This is a genomic window from Pseudomonas sp. yb_9, from assembly GCF_043103635.1.
Lineage (GTDB): Bacteria > Pseudomonadota > Gammaproteobacteria > Pseudomonadales > Pseudomonadaceae > Aquipseudomonas > Aquipseudomonas monteilii.
On record NZ_JBICKA010000028.1, the window covers coordinates 15,849 to 32,623 of the forward strand.

At 63.1% G+C, this 16,775-nt stretch carries 21 protein-coding genes; 9 read left to right on the top strand and 12 right to left on the bottom strand.

The features are described from left to right. Nucleotides 1–100: 100 nt before the first annotated feature. The 9 genes from ACF8MI_RS07140 to nrdR all read right to left on the bottom strand — a co-directional run bounded on the left by ACF8MI_RS07140 (nt 101) and on the right by nrdR (nt 6,829). Nucleotides 101–844, bottom strand: coding sequence for an ABC transporter substrate-binding protein (locus ACF8MI_RS07140; protein ID WP_060499540.1), 744 nt, complete (start codon nt 842–844; stop codon nt 101–103). Between the two features lie 16 nt (nt 845–860). Continuing rightward, nucleotides 861–1,364, bottom strand: a complete 504-nt coding sequence (locus tag ACF8MI_RS07145; RefSeq protein WP_003255391.1) for a phosphatidylglycerophosphatase A — start codon at nt 1,362–1,364, stop codon at nt 861–863. Continuing rightward, entirely contained in the window at nt 1,361–2,329 is a 969-nt protein-coding gene (gene thiL / locus ACF8MI_RS07150) for a thiamine-phosphate kinase (RefSeq protein ID WP_200929044.1), read from the bottom strand. Before thiL ends, ACF8MI_RS07145 begins: the two co-directional genes overlap by 4 nt. An 18-nt stretch (nt 2,330–2,347) precedes the next feature. Further along, nucleotides 2,348–2,848 carry a transcription antitermination factor NusB gene (nusB, locus tag ACF8MI_RS07155; protein ID WP_003255393.1) on the bottom strand — a complete coding sequence of 167 codons (501 nt, stop codon included), beginning with the start codon at nt 2,846–2,848 and terminating at the stop codon, nt 2,348–2,350. Next, the gene (gene ribE, locus ACF8MI_RS07160) at nt 2,845–3,321 is read right to left on the bottom strand and encodes a 6,7-dimethyl-8-ribityllumazine synthase (protein WP_003255395.1); all 477 of its coding nucleotides are present in this window, start codon (nt 3,319–3,321) and stop codon (nt 2,845–2,847) included. The genes nusB and ribE overlap by 4 nt, the downstream gene beginning before the upstream one ends. Before the next feature lie 92 nt (nt 3,322–3,413). Continuing rightward, a complete protein-coding gene (gene ribBA / locus ACF8MI_RS07165) occupies nt 3,414–4,505 on the bottom strand; it encodes a bifunctional 3,4-dihydroxy-2-butanone-4-phosphate synthase/GTP cyclohydrolase II (protein WP_016484697.1) in 1,092 nt (363 codons plus the stop codon). 18 nt (nt 4,506–4,523) lie between these two features. Beyond that, the gene (locus tag ACF8MI_RS07170) at nt 4,524–5,189 is read right to left on the bottom strand and encodes a riboflavin synthase (protein WP_060499542.1); all 666 of its coding nucleotides are present in this window, start codon (nt 5,187–5,189) and stop codon (nt 4,524–4,526) included. 42 nt (nt 5,190–5,231) lie between these two features. After that, the gene (gene ribD, locus ACF8MI_RS07175) at nt 5,232–6,362 is read right to left on the bottom strand and encodes a bifunctional diaminohydroxyphosphoribosylaminopyrimidine deaminase/5-amino-6-(5-phosphoribosylamino)uracil reductase RibD (protein ID WP_156867947.1); all 1,131 of its coding nucleotides are present in this window, start codon (nt 6,360–6,362) and stop codon (nt 5,232–5,234) included. Nucleotides 6,363–6,364: 2 nt separating this feature from the next. Beyond that, nucleotides 6,365–6,829, bottom strand: a complete 465-nt coding sequence (nrdR, locus tag ACF8MI_RS07180; RefSeq protein WP_009685710.1) for a transcriptional regulator NrdR — start codon at nt 6,827–6,829, stop codon at nt 6,365–6,367. A gap of 106 nt (nt 6,830–6,935) precedes the next feature. Here nrdR and ACF8MI_RS07185 point away from each other — a divergent pair, with 106 nt between their 5' ends. From ACF8MI_RS07185 to trxA, 3 genes are read left to right on the top strand one after another with little or no spacing between them, the layout of a single operon-like run. Then, nucleotides 6,936–7,388 (top strand): YbaY family lipoprotein, encoded by a 453-nt coding sequence (locus ACF8MI_RS07185; RefSeq protein ID WP_060499544.1) that lies wholly within the window; start codon nt 6,936–6,938, stop codon nt 7,386–7,388. Next, nucleotides 7,389–8,048, top strand: coding sequence for a methyltransferase (locus tag ACF8MI_RS07190; RefSeq protein WP_060499545.1), 660 nt, complete (start codon nt 7,389–7,391; stop codon nt 8,046–8,048). A 31-nt stretch (nt 8,049–8,079) separates the two neighbouring features. Then, nucleotides 8,080–8,952 carry a thioredoxin gene (gene trxA / locus ACF8MI_RS07195; protein WP_060499546.1) on the top strand — a complete coding sequence of 291 codons (873 nt, stop codon included), beginning with the start codon at nt 8,080–8,082 and terminating at the stop codon, nt 8,950–8,952. Nucleotides 8,953–9,020: 68 nt separating this feature from the next. Here the strand turns inward: trxA and ACF8MI_RS07200 are convergent, their stop codons facing one another. Together ACF8MI_RS07200 and ACF8MI_RS07205 are read right to left on the bottom strand one after the other, a co-directional pair. After that, the gene (locus tag ACF8MI_RS07200; protein WP_060499547.1) at nt 9,021–10,304 is read right to left on the bottom strand and encodes a hypothetical protein; all 1,284 of its coding nucleotides are present in this window, start codon (nt 10,302–10,304) and stop codon (nt 9,021–9,023) included. 354 nt (nt 10,305–10,658) lie between these two features. After that, nucleotides 10,659–11,021 carry a hypothetical protein gene (locus tag ACF8MI_RS07205; RefSeq protein ID WP_200929042.1) on the bottom strand — a complete coding sequence of 121 codons (363 nt, stop codon included), beginning with the start codon at nt 11,019–11,021 and terminating at the stop codon, nt 10,659–10,661. A gap of 128 nt (nt 11,022–11,149) precedes the next feature. Between ACF8MI_RS07205 and ACF8MI_RS07210 the strand changes: the two genes are divergently transcribed. The 5 genes from ACF8MI_RS07210 (at nt 11,150) to ACF8MI_RS07230 (ending at nt 15,070) form a co-directional block, all read left to right on the top strand. Beyond that, on the top strand, nt 11,150–11,725 hold the full coding sequence (locus ACF8MI_RS07210) for a DUF2796 domain-containing protein (protein ID WP_060499549.1): 576 nt from the start codon (nt 11,150–11,152) through the stop codon (nt 11,723–11,725). Then, nucleotides 11,726–12,436, top strand: coding sequence for an ABC transporter ATP-binding protein (locus ACF8MI_RS07215; RefSeq protein ID WP_060499550.1), 711 nt, complete (start codon nt 11,726–11,728; stop codon nt 12,434–12,436). After that, a complete protein-coding gene (locus tag ACF8MI_RS07220; RefSeq protein ID WP_060499551.1) occupies nt 12,436–13,701 on the top strand; it encodes an ABC transporter permease in 1,266 nt (421 codons plus the stop codon). Before ACF8MI_RS07215 ends, ACF8MI_RS07220 begins: the two co-directional genes overlap by 1 nt. A gap of 63 nt (nt 13,702–13,764) precedes the next feature. Continuing rightward, the gene (locus tag ACF8MI_RS07225; RefSeq protein WP_060499552.1) at nt 13,765–14,277 is read left to right on the top strand and encodes a DUF3299 domain-containing protein; all 513 of its coding nucleotides are present in this window, start codon (nt 13,765–13,767) and stop codon (nt 14,275–14,277) included. A gap of 109 nt (nt 14,278–14,386) precedes the next feature. Then, entirely contained in the window at nt 14,387–15,070 is a 684-nt protein-coding gene (locus tag ACF8MI_RS07230) for an OmpW family protein (RefSeq protein ID WP_014589498.1), read from the top strand. Here ACF8MI_RS07230 and ACF8MI_RS07235 read toward each other — a convergent pair. Then, a complete protein-coding gene (locus ACF8MI_RS07235; RefSeq protein ID WP_200929041.1) occupies nt 15,058–16,215 on the bottom strand; it encodes an MFS transporter in 1,158 nt (385 codons plus the stop codon). The two genes, ACF8MI_RS07230 and ACF8MI_RS07235, sit on opposite strands and share 13 nt — an antisense overlap. 101 nt (nt 16,216–16,316) lie before the next feature. Between ACF8MI_RS07235 and ACF8MI_RS07240 the strand changes: the two genes are divergently transcribed. Beyond that, a complete protein-coding gene (locus ACF8MI_RS07240) occupies nt 16,317–16,760 on the top strand; it encodes a helix-turn-helix domain-containing protein (protein ID WP_104833539.1) in 444 nt (147 codons plus the stop codon). The last annotated feature ends 15 nt before the right edge of the window (nt 16,761–16,775 follow it).

The following is a 16,775-nucleotide window of genomic DNA, read 5'->3' on the forward strand; positions in this document are numbered from 1 at the left end:
AGCCGATTGTATCAGCAGGTTGGGGGATGTGGGCTGGCTGAATACCGTGGCTTAAGATCGAAAAGTTCGATGCTTAGGCTATCCAGGCCCGGCCCTGGCTTCAGTGCGGTTTGCTATCCGAAGTGAACGGATACGGCTGCTTCCAGCGCTCGAAGATCGGCTTCAGTTCGCCACTGCGCACCAACTCGGCCATGCGCTTGTCAAACAGGTCGCTCAAGGCTTTGGCCTGGTCGTTACGGGTAAAGGCCAGGTACAGCGGCAGCTCGGCCACATGCGTGCGACGGAAGCGCTCAGGCTGGGAGCTTTGGCCGAGCACGTAGTCAACCTCGGTCAGCGCATCGATATAGAAATCCACCCGGTCATGCTCAAGCATCGGCAAGATGCCTTCGCGGCGCTGAACTTCCCGGAAGTCATGCACATTGGGCAGATAGCTGGCGTAGTCATAGCCGCGTACCCACGCCAGGCGGTATTTACCCACGTTCTCAGAGGTGGGCACAGGCTTGCTGGCCAGCCCCAAGGCGTAGATATGGTCCATGTCGAAGTGCCAGCGCGGGTAAAGGTTATCGTCGTTCTCTGCCTTGTACGAACCCACCCAGGCATCAGCCTCGCCCCGTTTCACCAACCCGACCGCCCGGCTGTAGGGCGCGCTCTGGGTCACCACCTTGACCCCGGCCGGCTCGAACACCTTGCGCAGCACGTCCCAGGCGACCCCGGTACCGTCGGCGTTGGTATAGTCGAGCCACTCTTCACTGACCAAATGTATCTGCTTCGGCACACCGTCAGCAGCTGTCACCCACGGGGCAACACTCAGCAGCATTGCCAGCAGCACAGTCCTTATGGCCATTCACGCGCTCCCTGTTTCAGGCAACCGCCCACACCAGAACCTGCATGCCCAGCCAGGCGAACACGCCGGCCAGGATATCGTCGAGCATGATACCGACGCCCCCGTGCACATGGCGGTCGATCCAGCGGATCGGCCACGGCTTGAGGATGTCGAAGAAGCGGAACATCAGGAACCCTGCCAGCAGCCACTGCCAGCCTTCCGGCACCAGCCAGAGGGTGATCCACATGCCGACAATCTCATCCCAGACAATGCCTTCATGGTCGTGTACACGCAAGTCATTGGCGACTTTGCCGCACAACCAGAAGCCAAACAGCATGCTCACGCCGAGCAGCAGCCAGTACCCCCAGTCGGGCAGCATCTGCCACAACGGGATGAACGGTATGGCCACCAGCGAACCCCAGGTGCCTGGGGCCTTGGGCAAGGTGCCGGAACCGAAGCCGAAGGCGATGAAGTGCCACGGGTTGCGCCAGACCGAAGGCGGAACGAACTCCGCAGGCACCTGGTTGGGGTGATCGGTCACGGTGTCTCCCTAAAGTGTTGATAGCCCCGCTGAACGGGGGTGATGTCCCGGCCCTGCGCGTCGCGCAAGGTCACACCCTGCCCTTCGAGCACACGGCCAATGGTATGCACCTCGACGAAACCGAGGTTGGCCAAGGGCGCCAGCGCCTCAGGCGGCAGCGTGAAGGCCAGCACGTAATCGTCGCCACCCGCAAGCGCAGCCTGCACTGCCGCCTCGCGGCCGAGGAAGGCCTCTACAGCAGGAGACACTGGCACCTGATCCAGGTTCATCTCCAGCGCCACGCCGGACGCCTTGGCGATATGCCCACAATCTGCGAGCAGGCCATCGGAGATGTCCAGTGCTGCGGTGGCCTGGCCGCGCAGCAGCGTGCCCAGGGTGAGCTGCGGCATCGGCGACCAGTAATGGGCAAGCAGCGACTCAGCCAGCTCGGCGGGCGCCTCGCGCTCACCCAGTACCAGCGGCAATGCACCGGCGGCCTTGCCCAAAACCCCGCCGACGCACAGCAAGTCGCCTGGCCGTGCACCGCTGCGGCGCAACGCCTGGCCAGCCGGCACGCGGCCGAACACGGTAACGGTGATGCTCAGTGGCCCTCGGGTGGTATCCCCCCCGATCAGGCTCATGCGGCAGCGGTGGGCCATGCGGCTTAGGCCGTCCGCAAAGGCGGCCAGCCAGTCTGGGCCAACATCCGGCAGGGTCAGGGCGAGGGTGAAGCCGATTGCGGTCGCACCCATGGCCGCCAGGTCACTGGCCGCCACGGCCAACGAGCGCTGGCCGAGCAGAAGCGGATCGCAGACAGCAGGAAAATGCACCCCGGCGACCAGGGTATCGGTCGACACCGCCAGTTGCTCACCCGGGGGAAGCTGCAGCAGGGCGCAATCGTCACCGATCCCCAGTGCCACGCCCTCGCCGCCCTGCGCACAGGGCGCGGCGGCGAAGTAATGGTTGATCAGCTCGAACTCACCCATGGGCAGGCAGCGCCGGAATCAGCGCTTGTTCGCCTTGACTTCTGCTTCACGCAGGGCCGGAGCGAGCTTGTCCAGCACGCCGTTGACGAACTTGTGGCCATCAGTGGCACCGAAGACCTTGGCCAGCTCGACACCTTCGTTGATCACGACGCGGTAAGGCACATCGACGCGCTTGATCAGTTCCCAGGTGGACAGACGCAGCACGGCCAGTTCGACCGGGTCGAGCTCTTCCAGTGCGATGGTCATGCAAGGCACCAGCGCCTTGTCGATTTCGCCCTTGATTGCCGGGACTCCATGCAGGATCTCGCGGAAATAGGCACCGTCGACATCGGTGAAATCGTTATCCACCCGGAACTGCGCTTCGATCTCGTTCAGCGAATGCTGGGCCATGTGCCACTGGTACAGGGCCTGGGTCGCGAGCTTGCGGGCTTCGCGGCGCTTGGCGCTCTTCGAGGGCTTGCCGGCATCCGCAGGTTTTGGATCGCGCGGGTTGAAACGATCGCTTTCGTCGCTAATCACTTGGCCTCCAACTGCGCCAGCAGGCTGACCATTTCCAGAGCGGACAGGGCAGCTTCAGCACCTTTGTTGCCGGCCTTGGTGCCGGAACGTTCGATGGCTTGCTCGATGGAGTCGACGGTCAGTACGCCGAAGGCCACCGGAACACCGAACTCCATGGATACCTGGGCCAGGCCCTTGGTGCATTCGCCCGCCACGTATTCGAAGTGCGGGGTACCACCACGGATCACGGCACCCAGGGCGATGATCGCGTCGTAGGCGCCTTGCTGGGCGACCTTCTGTGCCACCAGCGGGATTTCGAATGCACCCGGGGCACGGATGATGGTGATGTCGCTTTCGCTGACACCGTGGCGTACCAGGGCATCAACGGCACCGCTTACCAGGCTTTCGACGACGAAGCTGTTGAAGCGGCCAACCACCAAAGCATAGCGACCTTTGGGGGCGATGAAGGTACCTTCGATGGTCTTCAGGGTCATTCCGATATTCTCATCTTCAAGAGCGAGGCCGCATGCTGGCGGCCTCGACAGGGGTATGGACTCGAGCTGGAGGGCGTCACTGCCGCCTCAAGTCACTCGGAGGGCACGTATTCTACAACTTCCAGATCGAATCCGGATATCGCATTGAACTTCATCGGCGAACTCATCAGGCGCATCTTGCGCACACCGAGGTCGCGCAGGATCTGTGAACCGGCACCCACGGTGCTGTAGGTGGTCGGTGCCTTGGCCGGTGCATCGCCCGCGCTTTCGCGGATGTGCGCCAGCAGCACGTCGCCGTCCAGCGGGTGGCCCAGCAGCAGCACCACGCCGCTGCCGGCCTCGGCCACGGCAGCCATGGCCGCACGCAGGCTCCAACGGCCCGGCTGCTTGACCAGCAGCAGGTCGCGCAGCGGGTCCATGTTGTGCACGCGCACCAGGGTTGGCTCTTCGGCGCAGATCTTGCCCAGGGTCAGGGCCATGTGCACGTCGCCTTCCACCGCATCGCGGTAGGTGACCAGGTTGAACTCACCCAGCTCGCTTTCCACCGGCTGCTCGGAAACGCGCTGCACAGTGCGCTCGTGGATCATGCGGTAGTGGATGAGGTCGGCGATGGTACCGATCTTCAGGCCGTGCTCGGCGGCGAACACTTCCAGTTCCGCACGGCGCGACATGGTGCCGTCGTCGTTCATCACTTCGCAGATGACGCCGCTTGGCTCGAAACCAGCCATGCGCGCCAGGTCGCAGGCGGCTTCGGTGTGGCCGGCGCGGGCCAGGGTACCGCCAGGCTGGGCCATCAGCGGGAAGATGTGGCCTGGGCTGACAATGTCTTCGGCCTTGGCATCCTTGGCGGCGGCAGCCTGCACGGTACGGGCGCGGTCAGCGGCGGAAATGCCGGTGGTAACGCCTTCGGCGGCTTCGATCGACACGGTGAACTTGGTGCCGAAGCCCGAGCCGTTGCGCGGCGCCATCAGCGGCAGCTTCAGCGTTTCGCAACGCTCGCGGGTCATCGGCATGCAGATCAGGCCACGGGCGTGCTTGGCCATGAAGTTGATGTGCTCAGGCAGGCAGCACTCGGCTGCCATGATGATGTCGCCTTCGTTTTCGCGGTCTTCGTCATCCATGAGGATGACCATTTTGCCCTGGCGGATGTCTTCAACCAGTTCTTCGATGCTGTTGAGCGCCACGCGGCACCCCCTTCTCAATCAGGATTTCAAGAAGCCGTTGGCGGCCAGGAAGCTTTCGGTAATGCCACTGCCCTTGCTCGGTTCAGCAGCCTTGTCACCCAGCAGCAAGCGCTCCAGATAACGGGCCAGCAGGTCGACCTCAAGGTTTACCCGACGCCCTGCGCGGTAGTCGGCCATGATGGTTTCGGACAGGGTGTGCGGGACAATGGTCAGCTCGAACTCGGCGCCATTGACCTCATTGACCGTCAGGCTGGTGCCGTCGACGGTGATCGAACCCTTGTGGGCGATGTACTTGGCCAGTTCCTTCGGTGCACGCACGCGGAACTGGATGGCGCGGGCGTTATCGCTGCGCGAGATGATTTCACCAACCCCGTCGACGTGGCCGCTGACCAGGTGCCCGCCCAGGCGGGTGGTGGGGGTCAGGGCCTTTTCCAGGTTGACCTTGCTGCCACTCTTGAGGTCGATGAATGCGGTGCGCTTGAGGGTTTCGACGCTGACGTCGGCCCAGAAGCCGTCACCCGGCAGTTCGACAGCGGTCAGGCACACACCGTTGACAGCGATGCTGTCGCCGAGCTTGACGTCATCCAGGTCGAGCTTGCCGGTCTCGACGTAGACGCGCACGTCGCCACCCTTGGGGGTGAGGCTGCGGATGGTGCCGATGGATTCGATGATGCCGGTGAACATGGGGTCTTCCTCAAAAACGGTTTGCACGGGGCAAGCCCGGCATTATACGCCGGGCGCCGGCAGGGGGATGGCCGTGACCCGCCAGTCATCGCCCACTGCGCGCATTTCGGTAATTTTCAGCCGCGGTGCTTTGCTCATCTTGTCCAGCGGCCAGTCCAGCAACGGGCGGGCGTTGGAGCCGAGGAAGGTGCCGGCGACGAAGAACTGGTACTCGTCGACCAGGCCTTGCCGGGCAAAGGCGCCGACCAAGCCGGCACCGGCTTCCAGCAGGATTTCGTTCACGCCACGCGCCGCCAGGGCTTGCAGCAGCGCAGGCAGGTCGACCTGGCCATTGTCGCCCGGCAGGCTGAGCAACTCGTGGCCGGCAGCGGCATAGCCTGGGTCATCTGCGACAGCGGTCACCACCAGGGCCGGGCCGGCCTGGAAGAACGGCGCATCCAGTGGCAGGCGCAGGCGGCCATCGACCAACACGCGCAGCGGTGTGCGGCTGAGCGCCAGGGCGGTGGTTTCGGGGTCTAGGCCCAGCTCGTCGCCGCGCACGGTCATGCGGGCGTTGTCGGCCAGCACGCTGGCAGCGCTGGTCAGCACCACGCTGGAACGGGCACGCAGGCGCTGCACCGCGGAACGGGCAGCCGGGCCGGTGATCCACTGGCTTTCGCCACTGGCCATGGCGGTGCGGCCATCCAGGCTCATAGCCAGCTTGGCGCGCACGAACGGCAGGCCATGTTCCATGCGTTTGAGAAAGCCCGGGTTGAGCGCGCGGGCCTCGGCTTCGAGCACGCCGCTGGCCACTTCAATACCCGCCTCGGCCAAACGCCGCAGGCCCTGCCCCGCCACTTGCGGGTTAGGGTCCTGCATGGCAGCCACCACCCGCGCCACACCGGCGTTGACCAGCGCTTCGGCACAGGGCGGCGTGCGGCCATGGTGGCTGCACGGCTCCAGGGTGACGTAGGCGCAGGCACCGCGGGCACGCTCACCGGCCTGGCGCAGGGCATGCACTTCGGCATGCGGCTCGCCGGCGCGCACGTGCCAGCCTTCGCCGACCACTTCGCCGTCGCGCACGATCACGCAGCCTACACGGGGGTTGGGGTGGGTGGTGTACACGCCTTTGCGCGCCAGCTCCAGCGCGCGGGCCATGTAGTGGGCGTCAAGGATGGCGGCTTGGCTGGGCATGTTCACTCTTTAGCCGGCTCACGGGCCAGGCGGTCGATTTCTTCGCGGAACTCGTCCAGGTCCTGGAAGCGCCGGTACACCGAGGCAAAGCGGATGTAGGCCACTTCGTCGAGCTTGCGCAGCTCGGCCATGACCATTTCACCCACCACCAGCGATTTCACTTCGCGCTCGCCAGTGGCGCGCAGCCGGCTCTTGATGTGCGCCAGCGCCGCTTCCAGCCGTTCGACGCTGACCGGGCGCTTTTCCAGGGCCCGTTGCATGCCGGCACGCAGCTTGTCTTCGTCGAAGGGCTGGCGTGTGCCGTCCTGCTTGATCAGCCGGGGCAGCACCAGCTCGGCGGTTTCGAAGGTGGTGAAACGCTCGCCACAGGCCACACATTCGCGGCGGCGGCGCACCTGCTCGCCCTCGGCAACGAGGCGAGAATCGATGACCTTGGTGTCGTTGGCACCGCAAAAGGGACAGTGCATGGTGGCAGGCAACAAAAAAAGGGAGGGCCATGGTAGCGCATTGCACTGGCAAGACAAGCCAAAGGGGTTAACATCCATGGGAATTCTGCCCGTGAAGGACTACCCCATGCACTACCGAGCGCTCGTCGTGCTGTGCTGCGCCGCCCTGCTCACCGCCTGCGGCAGCGACAGGCCAAAGACCGATGCATCCCCTGCACCCACGCCCGCTCGCGCGGCCAAACCGGCAGAAGTGCTGGGCCCGCTGCCGGCCTACCAGCGTGAGCTCAGTGGTACCTTGCTGGAAATACCAGCCGGGGCAGACGTGGAACTGGCCTTGCTGGTGATCGACGAACGCGACCGCCCGCAACGCCTGCTGGCCAGCAGCAACCTGACCGGCACCGGCCAGGCCCTGCCCTACCACCTGCGCTTCAACCCCGAGGCCTTCCCGGCCGGTGCGCGGGTCGAGCTACGTGGCCGGGCCAGCAGCTCCGGCCAGCTGATCATGCACCTGCCACCGGTGCGTATTACCCAAGCGCAGACCCAGGCCACCGGCCCGCTGCGTTTCGAGAAGGCGCCGTAAGTGGCTCCACTGGCCCTGCAACAGGCCCTCAGCGGCCTGATAGGCGAAGCGCGCCTGGTGGTCAGCGAGCTGCCCGGCTGCGACCTGAAGCTGTGGCTGATCGACGACCAGAACATGGACCGCGCCTTCAGCAGCGAAGAAACCCGGCGCATTCTTGAAGAGCCGCCCTACTGGAGCTTTTGCTGGGCCAGCGGCCTGGCCATGGCCCGCTACCTGGCCGAGCGCCCGGAATGGGTGGCCGGCAAGCGCGTGCTGGACTTTGGCGCCGGCTCCGGTATCGCTGGCATTGCCGCCGCACGCGCCGGTGCACTGGAAGTGGTGGCCTGCGACCTCGACCCGCTGGCCCTCGATGCCTGCCGCGCCAATGCCGCCCTGAACAGGGTTGAGCTGAACTACAGCAGCGACTTCTTTGCCGAAGAAGACCGCTTTGACCTGATCCTGGTTGCCGATGTGCTGTATGACCGCGCCAACCTGCCGCTGCTGGATGCCTTCCTCGGTCGCGGCCGCCAGGCGCTGGTGGCCGACTCGCGGGTTCGCGACTTCAGCCACCCGCTGTACCAGCAGTTGGGCGTGCTCGAAGCGCTGACCCTGCCAGACCTGGCCGAGCCACACGAATTCCGCCGGGTCAGCCTGTACCACGCCAGCCGCGACACCTTATAGTGGTGCCATACACGAGTTTGCGAGAGTCGCGATGACCCAAGACACGCCTTACATTTTCGACGCTACCGATGCCACCTTCCAGCAACTGGTGATCGAGAACTCCTTCCACAAGCCGGTGCTGGTGGACTTCTGGGCCGAGTGGTGTGCACCGTGCAAGGCACTGATGCCGCTGCTGGCGAAGATTGCCGAGGGTTACCAGGGCGAGCTGCTGCTGGCCAAGATCAACTGCGACGTAGAGCAGCAAGTGGTTGCCCAGTTCGGCATTCGCAGCCTGCCGACCGTGGTGCTGTTCAAGGACGGCCAGCCGGTAGACGGCTTTGCCGGTGCCCAGCCGGAATCGGCGATTCGCGCCATGCTCGAACCGCATGTGCAGATGCCTGCCGCACCTGCAGCTTCGCCACTGGAACAGGCCAAGGCGCTGTTCGCCGAAAGCTGCTTTGCCGAAGCCGAAGCGCAGTTGCAGGCGCTGCTGGGTGAGGACAACAGCAATGCCGAGGCGCTGATCCTGTATGCCCGCTGCCTGGCCGAGCGTGGTGAGTTGGGCGAGGCCCAGGTGGTGCTGGATGCGGTCAAGACGGACGAGCACAAAGCTGCGCTGGCCGGTGCCAAGGCACAGCTGACGTTCCTGCGTCAGGCGGCCAGCCTGCCGGAAGTGGCGGACCTGAAAAGCCGATTGGCGCAGAACCCACAGGATGACGAAGCGGCTTACCAGCTGAGCATTCAGCAGCTGGCGCGCCAGCAGTATGAGGCGGCGCTGGAGGGGTTGCTGAAGCTGTTCCAGCGTAACCGTGGCTACGAGAACGGTTTGCCGCAGAAGGCATTGCTGCAAGTGTTCGAGTTGCTCGGCGGCGATCACCCGCTGGTTGGCGTGTATCGCCGCAAGCTGTCGGCGGCGATGTTCTGACCTGCCCAGCACCGTTAGTGGGGTGAGGGTGGATAGCACAATCGCTATCAACCCTTCACCTGCAGGCGTCAACCACCATTGCGCATGGCCACGAACTCGGCCGCAGTCAGCAACGGCATTGGAATGATGACAACCGCAAACTGCATGTAGGTCGGATTGCGGTGGATCGCCTGCAGCACACTGAATTTAGAAACCCCACCTGCTGTGAAAACGCCGCCCGACACTGACCCGTCCCCCGCCAACACCTTCCAATCGGTTTCCTCCAACGGCACTTCCTGCTCGCCGGTCCCCCAGCCCACATAACAGAAAGTCAACTTTAACTTGTTGCCAACGGCTGCAATTTTAAAGTAATGGGTAGGCTGAGCATTGAGCACGATCATCGTTGAGTAATACGGCAACAGGGTGAAGCCCGTAATTATCCGAACAATATCAACGGGGTTTCTTTTCAAGGTATCGAGCAGTGCAGCATCCTTGCGAGTCAACGGGTTTTGGCCATAGCGGACACCGCCATCGTCTTGCGGGATGTAACTGCAAAAGCGACCGTCAGGCACGAGTTGCCCTAACGTTTCCGACGCGAATCGCCAGATCGGCGCGGCAGGGTTGACTGTATTCAGCGCCAAGCGCTGACCGGCACTACCGGCGGAAACGATCCGGACCAAGGGGCTGACGTGCGAAGAATAGAGGGCAGCCTCAGGGGCTAAGGCGCCCGCGTCAAAAAGTGCCGCTTCAGCCAGACTGGCCTGGGCAACCGTGGCATCCGGATCGCCCTCATCAAGCCCGGTGAATCTTAAATACCCACGCGGGAAAATTATCTGGGCCAATTGCTCGAAATCGCGCCCATAGTACCCTGCATCGGGAATGTGACTGCTTTGCAGGTAGCATAGGCCCGAATGGCTTTCATCCACGCTCAGCCTGTCAGCACGCCCATCGCTCACACTGGCAGAAAGTGAACCATTGTTCTCGCTGGCGTTAGCCATATACAAAACATGGGGAAGCGGAGCTTGAGCGCGCCGCAGATAGAAGCGCAAATCCTTCATCAGCCACTCGCCATAAGTGACATCATCGGTTTTGGGCAGCACAACAACTTTGTCCCTTGCAGGGAGGCTGTCAAAACGGAGCTTGAATGGCAAGCCGGCATCGGTGTCACGCTGTCCCCACCCCAGAAACCCTATGGAGAAGTCGGCTCCAACCGACAGCGTAAAGACTGTGTCGCCGTTGTATTTATATGTCCCAACACACTGGTCCAACCTGAAGGACTGAAACAGTGCCAGGCGCTCATTCTGGCTACCAGCAACTACTTCCAGTAGATCTGCATAAGCGGCGCCTGGCGCTCTTTGAAACTCGTAGCTCATGTAGGATACAAAGCGCCTTGCGAAGGTGATTGTTTCACTGTTGCCAGTTGGAAACTCCGGCAGCGGACTGCCCAACACACACCGGGTCACCAGCCAACCACTTGGGCGTCGATGAACAAAGTCCAGCGTATCGGTGTGGACAGTATCCGGCCTCTGCTGGTAATAGCGCAGCGTTCAACTTTTCAGCGTTAAAAGCAAAGTGCATGCGCCAACCGCGCAAGTCGTACGCTTGCACTACTGCATCGTTTTCAGTCTTCATGGCAGGTTTCCGTAAATGAAGGCCTGCCCATTCAAATCCTCTATGTGGCGAATAAAAACTGGCAGTTTTACCAGTTGACGGCTGCCACCCTTGGCTTAACCCTGCCCACTTGCATCACCCTGCCAACAGTACAGTGGGGCATCCTCGCCGGCCAGCACACGAACCTCAGCACTGTGTCGCAAACGCACCAGCAGCCTCTTGCCCGCTGTTGCGCTACCGGTCAGGCCCGCCAGGTTATCCAGCAACTCGGGGCCAGATAGCTGCCCGGCCTGGCGCAACAAATCGAGTGCCGCCGCCCACTGCCCGTCATCCTGGCGCGCAGCCGCCACCGGAGCCGCTGCAACGGCCTGCGCCACCACCGGCACCTCGACCTGCCGCCCCAACTGCGCCCACTCTTCAGGCGCCAGCTCGATGGTCAGGTCCACCGGCCAGTCACCAATCTGTCCACGAATTCTCACGACGCTTCCTTCTAACCAGGTCAGTACCCCATCCTACCGCATGATGAAACCTGCATTACACAGGCTGGCGGCGCGCAGAAAAGTTGTTATAACATAACCCAATCATTCAGCCCGCCCCGGAGCCGTCCATGCGTCGCCTGCTGCTTGCCCTGCCCTTCGCCTTGCTACCACTGGCCGTGGCCCATGCCCACGATGACCATGATCACGACCACGCCCATGGCACCCTCGGCGCCCACGAGCATGGCGTAGCCAAGCTCAACGTCGTGCTCGATGGCAACACCCTGGAACTGGAACTGGACAGCCCGGCGATGAACCTGGTCGGTTTCGAACATGCCGCCAGCAGCGATGCCGACAAAGCCAAGGTCGCCGCTGTGCGCCAGCAGCTTGAACAGCCACTGAAGCTGTTCGGCCTCTCTGCTGCCGCAGGCTGCAAAGAAGATCAGCAAGAGCTGGAAAGCCCACTGTTCGGTGACGCCCCGAAAGCCGACGACGATGGCGACGAACATGAGCACGGCCACCAGCACAGCGACATCGGCGCCCACTACCAGCTGACCTGCGCCAACCCCGACAAACTGGCACAAGTGGACCTCGGCCCGCTGTTCAAGGCCTTCCCGGCCACCCAGAAGATCAACGTGCAACTGATCGGCCCGAATGGCCAGAAAGGTGTGGAAGCCACGCCGGCCAAGGCAGCGGTCGCTTTCTGAATGAGCCAGCCGTTGATCGAACTGCGTGATTTGGTGTTTGCCTGGCCAGGCCAGCCGCCGCTGCTGGATATTCCGGCCTTCCACCTGGACGCTGGTGAAGCCCTGTTTCTCAAGGGCCCCAGCGGCAGTGGCAAGACCACCTTGCTGGGCCTGCTGGGCGGCGTGAATGTACCGGCTCAGGGCCACATCCAGTTGCTTGGCCAAGACCTTGGCAGCCTGGGCCAGGGGGCGCGTGACCGCTTCCGCGTCGACCACACGGGTTATATCTTCCAGCAGTTCAACCTGCTGCCGTTCCTGTCGGTACGCGAAAACGTCGAACTGCCCTGCCGCTTCTCGCGCAGCCGCAAGGCCCGCGCCGAACAGCGCCATGGCAGTGTCGACCAGGCAGCCAGCACACTGCTGGCCCACCTGGGGCTGGATGACTCCGCCCTGCTCGCCCGCCGCGCCGACAGCCTGTCGATCGGCCAGCAGCAACGGGTGGCCGCCGCCCGCGCACTGATCGGCCAGCCCGAGCTGGTGATTGCTGACGAACCGACCTCTGCACTAGACGCCGATACCCGCGAAGCGTTCATCCGCCTGCTGTTCGACGAATGCCGCGCCGCCGGTGCCAGCCTGCTGTTCGTCAGCCACGACCAAAGCCTGGCGCCACTGTTCGACCGCCACCTTTCCCTGGCCGACCTCAACCGCGCCGCCAAGCCCCGGGAGGCCTGATGTACCTGCTCCGCCTTGCCCTGGCCAGCCTGGCCAACCGCCGTTTCACCGCCTTCCTCACCGCGTTTGCCATCGCCCTGTCGGTGTGCCTGCTGCTGGCCGTGGAGCGCGTTCGCACCGAGGCCCGCGCCAGCTTCGCCAGCACCATCAGCGGTACCGACCTGATTGTCGGCGCCCGCTCCGGCTCGGTGAACCTGCTGCTGTATTCGGTATTCCGCATTGGCAACGCGACCAACAACATCCGATGGGACAGCTTCCAGCATTATGCGCAGGACCCGCGGGTGAAGTGGGCGATCCCTATCTCGCTGGGCGACTCGCATCGCGGCTACAGGGTGATGGGCACCACGACGGATTACTTTGATCATTACCAGTACGGCCGCCGCCAGCACCTGGAATTGAGCCAAGGGCGTGAGTTCGCCAGCGACCCGTTCGAGGTGGTACTCGGTGCCGAAGTCGCCGAGGCGTTGCACTACAAGCTGGGGGACAAGCTGGTGCTGGCCCATGGTGTGGCAGCGATCAGCCTGGTCAAGCATGACGACAAGCCGTTCACCGTGGTTGGCGTGCTCAAGCGCACCGGCACACCGGTCGACCGCACCTTGCACATCAGCCTGGGCGGCATGGAAGCCATCCATATCGACTGGCACAATGGCGTACCGGCCCGTGGCGCCGGGCGCATCAGCGCCGATCAGGCACGTACGATGGACCTGCAACCTGCCGCCATCACCGCGTTCATGCTGGGCCTGAACAACAAGATCGCGACGTTCAGCCTACAACGGGAAATCAACGAATATCGCAGCGAGCCGCTGCTGGCGATCCTGCCTGGGGTGGCCCTGCAAGAACTGTGGAGCCTGATGGGCACGGCGGAACAGGCGCTGTTCGTGGTGTCGCTGTTTGTGGTGCTGACCGGCTTGATCGGCATGCTCACGGCCATTCTCACCAGCCTCAACGAGCGCCGGCGAGAAATGGCAATCTTGCGGTCGGTCGGGGCCAGGCCGTGGCATATCGCAGGGCTGCTGGTGCTGGAAGCGCTGTCACTGGCGGCAGTCGGGATCGTGGCCGGGCTGGGGTTGCTGTATGCGGGTATCGCCTTGGCACAGGGGTATGTGCAGGCCAACTATGGGTTGTATTTGCCGCTGGCATTGCCGAGTGCTCATGAGTGGACCTTGCTGGCTATCATCCTTGGGGCCGCGTTGCTGATGGGTAGCGTGCCGGCTTGGCGGGCTTACAGGCAATCGCTGGCCGACGGCCTGTCCATTCATCTTTAAGAGCCTGCAATGATCAGAAACCTCACTGCCTCCTTCGCGGGCTCGCCCGCGAAGAGGCCGGCAATGCACATGCTGCTGGCCCTACTGTTGGTGATAGCGATGCCTCTGTGGGCCGCCGAACCCAAAGAGCTGGACTGGCCTGCCCTGATCCCCGAAGGCGCCCCGGTCATCCCGCCACAACTGGCGCCGCTGCATGACATGTCACAGCTCAGCAACGCCCTGTCTGCCGAGTCCGCCCCACCCGCTCGCCAGCAAGCGCCCGACGCGCCCGTGGTGAAAAGCCTCGACGGCCAGCAAATCAAACTGCCAGGCTACATCGTGCCGCTTGAGGTCAGCGAAGAAGGCCGCACCACCGAGTTCCTGCTGGTGCCGTACTACGGCGCGTGCATCCACGTCCCCCCGCCACCGTCAAACCAGATCGTGCATATTTTCAGCGAAATAGGCGTACGCGTCGAAGACCTCTACCAACCCTACTGGATCGAGGGAAAGATGCAGGTTAGAGCCTCCAGCAGCGAACTGGCCGATGCCGGCTACCAGATGGAGGCCGAGAAAATCTACGCGTATGAGCTGAGATGAGAACTGTTTCGAATTCATGAAGACGCTTCTTTGAGCTGGGTCAAACTTTGTGTTTAACCAGCTCCGTACCATTGGACTACTCGATTAATAACGTCCTTTGGGAGCTTCCATGAACAAGTCCTTGCTCGGCGCCTCGCTTGTGGCCCTTGCGCTCGCCGCCCCTGCCGCCCACGCCTACCAGGCAGGGGACATGATTTTGCGCGCAGGCGCCATTACCACTGCCCCGAACGAAAGCAGCGGCGACCTGAAGTTCGACGGCAACAAGGTGTCAGGCACCAAGGCAACCCTGGACAGCGATACCCAGCTGGGCCTGACCTTCGCCTACATGCTCACCGACCACATCGGCCTGGAGCTGCTGGCAGCCACCCCGTTCAAGCACACCGTGGGCGTAAAAGGCCTGGGCGGCGGGCTGGACGGCAAGCTGGCAGACATCAAGCAACTGCCACCGACCCTGTCGCTGCAGTACTACCCGATGGAGCCGAACTCGCGCTTCCAACCGTATGCCGGTGTGGGCATCAACTACACCCTGTTCTTTGACGAAGACTTGAGCAGCGCACGCAAGCAACAAGGCTTCAGCAACCTCAAGCTGCAAGACTCGGTAGGGATTGCCGGCCAGCTGGGCATGGACTACATGCTCACCGACAACCTGCTGGTCAACGCCTCGGTCTGGTATGTCGACATCGACACCAAGGCCAGCGTCAATGGCCCGACCGCACTGGGCTACAGCAAGACCAAGGTCGACGTAGACGTTGACCCGTGGGTGTACATGGTCGGCCTTGGCTACAAGTTCTGACCGGAACACGGCAGGGCGGCTTCGGCCGCCCTTTCTCGTTGCAGCCACAGCCAGTACCCCAGCGCGACCGCACTGATGGCCATGCCAAGCCCACACACCGCAAGCCACCCCCATCGGGCATACACCCGGCTCGCCAGCACCGCACCCAACCCGCTACCGACCGAATAGCAGCACATATAAGCACCAATCAATCGGCTAGCCATCGCGCCACGCCCTGCCAGCAACACGCTTTGGTTGGTGACATGCACTGCCTGCACGGCGAAGTCCAGCATCAGCACACCGAGCACGAAAACGATCAACGACTGCCCGACAAAGGCCGTGGGCAACCACGACAGCGTCAGCAACGCCAGCGCCAGCCCGGTGGTGCGCGCTCCCAGCCCCAGATCGGCCAAGCGACCAGCGCGCGCTGCCGCCAACGTACCGGCCACACCTGCCAGACCGAACAGGCCAATCTCAGTATGGCTCAACGCCAATGGCGCAGCGCTCAGAGGCATGACCATGGCGCTCCACAGCACGCTGAACGCGGCGAAGATCAATACGCCGAACACGCCGCGCTGGCGCAGCAGCCTGTCGTGCCGAAACAAGCGGAATTGGGACACGATCAGCTCTCGGTAACCGGGACGCTGCACCAACGCCAGCGCCAGCAAGAGCACTGCGGCCACGAGATAAACACTGCGCCAGCCGGCCAGGTCAGCCACCCCACCCGCCACCAGGCGCGCCAACAGAATGCCCAGCACCACACCGCTCGTGACGGTGCCTACCGCTTGCCCTTGCTCAGCGGGCGAGGCCAGGCTGGCGGCATGCGCCACCATCACCTGCACCATCACGGCCATCAGCCCGGTGATGGCCAGCGCCAGCAACAGCATCACCCAGTTTGGCGCCATGCCCACGCCGACCAGCGCCAAGGCCGAGAACAGCAACTGGCCGAGCAACAGGCGTTTGCGGTCGATCAAGTCCCCAAGCGGCACAATCAGCAGCAGCCCCAGGGCATAGCCCGCCTGGGTTGCACCCACTACCCAGCCAATCTGCTGCTGTGCCACACCCAGTTCGGCGGCCATCGATTCGAGCAGCGGTTGGGCAAAGTACACCGTCGCCACCGCCATGGCGCTGGTGATCGCAAGCAGCAGGGTTATCCAGCGTGTCATCGGGGTGGCCTCGATAATGTAGTTTCGAATTGAAACCACTTATGGCTATTTAGCAAAAGTGGTTTTAATCTGCAACCAGACAATCAGGACAGGCCTGCCACATGCTCGATGAAAACAATGCGCAATGCCCGGTAGCCCGTGCCTTGGAGATATTGGGTGACCGCTGGGCGCTGATGATCCTGCGCGATGCCTTCGATGGCCTGCGACGCTTCAGCGAATTTCAGAAGAACCTGGGGCTGGCGAAGAACATCCTCGCCTCACGGCTCAAGCTGCTGGTGGAAAGTGGGTTGCTGATGACGCAGCCAGCTTCGGATGGCAGTGCCTACAAGGAATATGTGCTGACCGAGAAGGGGCGGTCGGTGTTCCCCGTGGTGGTGGGCCTGAGGCAGTGGGGGGAGCGGTATCTGTTTGAAGCGGGCGAGGCGCGTTCGGAGCTGGTGGAAGGCGCTACCGGGCAGACGATCGAGGTCATCCAGGTACGGGCTGAAGATGGGCGGGTATTGGCTGCCGAGGATTGCCTGCGCAGAGTTGTGCGGCACGGGTGATTTTGGGGCGGCTGG

Coding starts and splice junctions, on each gene's coding strand:
- ACF8MI_RS07140 (WP_060499540.1), bottom strand. CDS start 844: ATGGCCATAAGGACTGTGCTGCTGGCAATGCTGCTGAGTGTTGCCCCG.
- thiL (WP_200929044.1), bottom strand. CDS start 2,329: ATGGGTGAGTTCGAGCTGATCAACCATTACTTCGCCGCCGCGCCCTGT.
- ribE (WP_003255395.1), bottom strand. CDS start 3,321: ATGACCCTGAAGACCATCGAAGGTACCTTCATCGCCCCCAAAGGTCGC.
- ACF8MI_RS07170 (WP_060499542.1), bottom strand. CDS start 5,189: ATGTTCACCGGCATCATCGAATCCATCGGCACCATCCGCAGCCTCACC.
- ribD (WP_156867947.1), bottom strand. CDS start 6,362: ATGCCCAGCCAAGCCGCCATCCTTGACGCCCACTACATGGCCCGCGCG.
- nrdR (WP_009685710.1), bottom strand. CDS start 6,829: ATGCACTGTCCCTTTTGCGGTGCCAACGACACCAAGGTCATCGATTCT.
- ACF8MI_RS07185 (WP_060499544.1), top strand. CDS start 6,936: ATGCACTACCGAGCGCTCGTCGTGCTGTGCTGCGCCGCCCTGCTCACC.
- trxA (WP_060499546.1), top strand. CDS start 8,080: ATGACCCAAGACACGCCTTACATTTTCGACGCTACCGATGCCACCTTC.
- ACF8MI_RS07200 (WP_060499547.1), bottom strand. CDS start 10,304: ATGAGCTACGAGTTTCAAAGAGCGCCAGGCGCCGCTTATGCAGATCTA.
- ACF8MI_RS07210 (WP_060499549.1), top strand. CDS start 11,150: ATGCGTCGCCTGCTGCTTGCCCTGCCCTTCGCCTTGCTACCACTGGCC.
- ACF8MI_RS07215 (WP_060499550.1), top strand. CDS start 11,726: ATGAGCCAGCCGTTGATCGAACTGCGTGATTTGGTGTTTGCCTGGCCA.
- ACF8MI_RS07220 (WP_060499551.1), top strand. CDS start 12,436: ATGTACCTGCTCCGCCTTGCCCTGGCCAGCCTGGCCAACCGCCGTTTC.
- ACF8MI_RS07225 (WP_060499552.1), top strand. CDS start 13,765: ATGCACATGCTGCTGGCCCTACTGTTGGTGATAGCGATGCCTCTGTGG.
- ACF8MI_RS07230 (WP_014589498.1), top strand. CDS start 14,387: ATGAACAAGTCCTTGCTCGGCGCCTCGCTTGTGGCCCTTGCGCTCGCC.
- ACF8MI_RS07235 (WP_200929041.1), bottom strand. CDS start 16,215: ATGACACGCTGGATAACCCTGCTGCTTGCGATCACCAGCGCCATGGCG.
- ACF8MI_RS07240 (WP_104833539.1), top strand. CDS start 16,317: ATGCTCGATGAAAACAATGCGCAATGCCCGGTAGCCCGTGCCTTGGAG.